Origin of the sequence: Amycolatopsis sp. NPDC051371, assembly GCF_040682155.1 — a bacterium.
Taxonomy (GTDB): Bacteria; Actinomycetota; Actinomycetes; order Mycobacteriales; family Pseudonocardiaceae; genus Amycolatopsis.
In genome coordinates this window covers 1-3,437 of the sequence record NZ_JBFBAG010000112.1, presented here as the reverse complement: position 1 = coordinate 3,437, position 3,437 = coordinate 1, and the positions used below count along the sequence as shown (strand labels likewise).

The 3,437-nt window shown below is 62.1% G+C and carries 2 protein-coding genes; both read left to right on the top strand.

From position 1 onward, the window contains the following. Positions 1 to 320: 320 nt before the first annotated feature. Complete coding sequence (locus AB0M59_RS53485) at positions 321 to 1,136, top strand: hypothetical protein (RefSeq protein ID WP_364632126.1); 816 nt, start codon at positions 321 to 323, stop codon at positions 1,134 to 1,136. Positions 1,137 to 1,319: 183 nt separating this feature from the next. Beyond that, the gene (locus AB0M59_RS53480; RefSeq protein ID WP_364632123.1) at positions 1,320 to 2,801 is read left to right on the top strand and encodes a hypothetical protein; all 1,482 of its coding nucleotides are present in this window, start codon (positions 1,320 to 1,322) and stop codon (positions 2,799 to 2,801) included. The last annotated feature ends 636 nt before the right edge of the window (positions 2,802 to 3,437 follow it).

Here is a 3,437-nt window from a genome sequence, read left to right as displayed (position 1 = left end):
CGATCGGGATGCTCAGTCCCGACACCTACGAGCGGTCGCTGGCAGCGGCTGCCTGAACTGTGTAAGCCCCTGTCCACCGTTCGGGGTGAACCTCACCGCATGGGTGGCTGGCTACGCGCATGTCACGTGCTTGGCGAACCCTGCCCAGACGCAGGGCGCAGAGACGCTGTTCGCGTCTCCTCTTTAATGTTGAGCACGTCGCTCCGCCGCGTGCTGGGTGACTCGCTGGCGAGCTTTCCAAAGTCGAGGACCGATGCCGGGTGGTTGCTACCACCCTTCGTCACCGTGTAGCGTGTACACGGAACACGGAGGTGGAAGTTATGGACTTCACGACACTGGTGCCGGCAATGGAGCCTCGCGGTGAGCGGTTGGACAGCGGGGCTGAGCTTGTCAAGTTGCTGGAGGACGACGAGCGCTGGGATGCCGAGGGTGTCGACGAGATCGACTCGTACGAGGCCGGCGGCGTGGCGACGGGTGCGTTCCGCACATCGCTGGGGTTGGCGGTAGGTGTGCGGGAGTTTCGCCACACGGAGGAGCAGAAAAAGGAAGCTGACGAGCTGGTCGAGAAGTACCGCGCCGACGGTATCGAGCTCACGTTGCCGCTGGCGAACATCGTCGGGCCTGGCGAGGACGTGGAGACCGTATCGGTCTACGGCGGCTACAACACCGAGGCCGCGGCGGTCCAGGACGCTCGTCGCATCCTGCTGGGATCAGTGATCGACCGGGACGTGTTCTCTCAGGCTGCTGGCTGGGACACCGAAGTTGTGGTGCTCGCCCGTGGCGTCGACGCGTTCACGATCTTCCGCACCCATGCCGATGATCGTGTCGAGATGACCGTGGTCGAGGACGTCCTGTGGGCCTACGCGCAGTACGCCGAAGCGGTCGATGCCCTGGCGACTGACCTCGCGTCCCACGACAGGATGCGTGAGGTCCCGCCGATGACACCGAAGATCATCGACGCGTGGCTTCGGCGCGAATCGGCGCAGGCTCTCGCCGGCCAGGCCCGTGTGTCGTTGGAAGGCGCGTTGCGGATCTTCAGTCGCCAGCCCAGCATGTCCGTCGCGGAGCTCGCGCGCAGCCTGCACACCGACCGCGGGAACCTTTCGCGGATGATTTCCAAAGCGGCTAAAGGATAAGCAGGGCAGCGTCGGGTTGCCGGGACAAGTCTGGAACGCGGCAAAGTTTACCGAGGTCATTGCCGAGCTATAACGATCCGCAAGCTGGCCGAATGGGGAGCCTTACCGTCGCCGTGTTCTTGCCGAGGTGCGGGAGCGTTGGTGGACACTAACCGGACGCGTCGTCCGCCGAGTGGAGGTGTTGTGGAGCCGAAGTGGGTCCAGTTGCCGCAGCCGTTGGTTCCGCTGGCTGAGAACATCGCGTACGGCGCGAACGCCCAGGTCAGCCGGCGAAACGGAACAGCGCGAATCGCGCTGAACGAGGTCTACCACGGCCAAGCGGTGCGGTCGCTGCATCATCCTGTCCTGCTGCGGGTGGACGAGGGGCATGACCAAGACTGGGAGCGTCTCGCTCAACTACCGGACCACTCGTCGCTGCTGGGAAACCAAGCATCGGGTCTGCGAGCCAAAGCGGCGCAGGCAGTGCAAGAATATGCGGAATCCCCAACGCTTCTGGGTTTGCTTCGAACCTTCCGCCTGTTGGTGAGTCTTCTGGAGCCTCGCGAGCTTCCGACTACGCTTCGCCAAAACCTGCAAGCCTGGACAACGTCCGAGTTTCCCAACGCCACTCTTCACATGGTCAAGGTCGACAGTCACTTCGCGTTTCGGCTCCGGCTACCTCAAATGGCGACAGGCATGGTCACCTTCCCGGAATTAGCGATCCCGGAACCGCTAGCCGAGCCGCGGTTCCAATCGCTCGAAGGACTGGCTAGCCGGGAAGCGCTGCTTGGCGGAGCACCCTTCCTGCAGCCGCTGCTTTTGGCGACAGCTCCGATCATGCACAGTGTCATGGCCTCTCGTGTCGGTTGCTCGTTCATCCTCGATCTCGACATGCCCATCGACGGAAACGCGCCGGAGCCCACTAGTTTGATCGGCGAATTCCTGCCTGCCTACTCTGACCGGCGAGCAACTTCCTTGCCTCCGCAGAGCGCTAAAACCTCAATGGCGGACCGAGTCGCGGCCCGCGATTGGTGGATCAGCCGACTGAACGAATTATTTGAGGTTGTGACCAACCCTGCTCGATTCGCCGACAACGGCGAATATGTGCCGGCGGTTCACTTGGCGACTGTAATCGGCGTTTTCAATATCTTCGAGTATGTCAGCCATCTCCGTGTGCGTGCCGGAAGGGACGCGCTCGGCCGGCGTCTCACATGCTTTACCGCCCTGGACACTTTCGAAGGGCTCAACTACACCGCGGCAGCTGCTCTTTTGAACCCGGACCACGCACGGAAGACTCTTGCCGAAGTCGAGGCGAAATTGCCCGAAGGCGTCGGGCGTGTTCTGCTGCCTGTGTCGCGCAGGGCGGTGAACTACTTGGCTCACCACCGCAGCGGGTTCTTCATCCCGTCCTGGCAGGGCAAGGAGGAGATCACCTTGCCTGGCGATAATCAGTCACAAAAAATATCGCGACTCGTCGCGGAGCAGTTACGCGCTACTCGAAACGGACACCATAGCTTCAGAAAGCTACTGCAACCCGGCACAAACGACCATGCTCTGCTTACTGCGCATACTGGCCATTTCGCCGATCCTATAGCCGATCTGCCGATGCTCTATCTCTTGCATATCTTGCTTGACCCGCAACGAATTCTTCCATCACGGCTCCGCGACAGAAAGAGTCGAGTGTGAGGGCTGCGACTTCAGCGTCGATCCCTAATGGGCTCATAAGGTGGTCCGTAGCCGGCGGGCGCTCTGGTCACTGCGGGCTCCCTGTGATCTGCCGCCATCGTGGCTCCCGGGCGGCGGCGACCTTCTTGGTGTGGGTGCGCTCGCGTGGTACTTTGGCCGCCTCGGCGGCCTGCATCTCGGCGGCTTCACAGTCGGCGACGACGTTGGCGCAGGTCCGGCCTCGTAGCGCTGCTCTGGCCCGGTGAGCGAGTGCTCCATGACCGCTCAAGTACGTCTCAACTCATTGAGGTGGAGGCGGCTTCCGGTTCCAATGTTGGTCGGCGAAGTTGTCGCGGTTGTCTGTCCCTTTCGAGTGCTGCTTGGGTAAGTCACCTCGGAAGTTGCATCCTGGGCAAACGTCCTCGCCCTGGATGTGGCCTTCATACCAGGCATGCACTGCCGCATGCGTCACGGCTACCCGGACGTCCGCTTCGCCCGACTCATACGCCGCCAAGGCACCTTCGATGATCATACTCAGAACAGGTGAGTCCGGGGCAGGGAATGACGGCGCTAATCGAAACGCCCCACCTGTACTAGATCAACTTCCCCAGGTGGCGGGAGCAGCTTAGCCGGTGTCAGCGGCGGAGTGGGATCACT

Coding starts and splice junctions, on each gene's coding strand:
- AB0M59_RS53485 (WP_364632126.1), top strand. CDS start 321: ATGGACTTCACGACACTGGTGCCGGCAATGGAGCCTCGCGGTGAGCGG.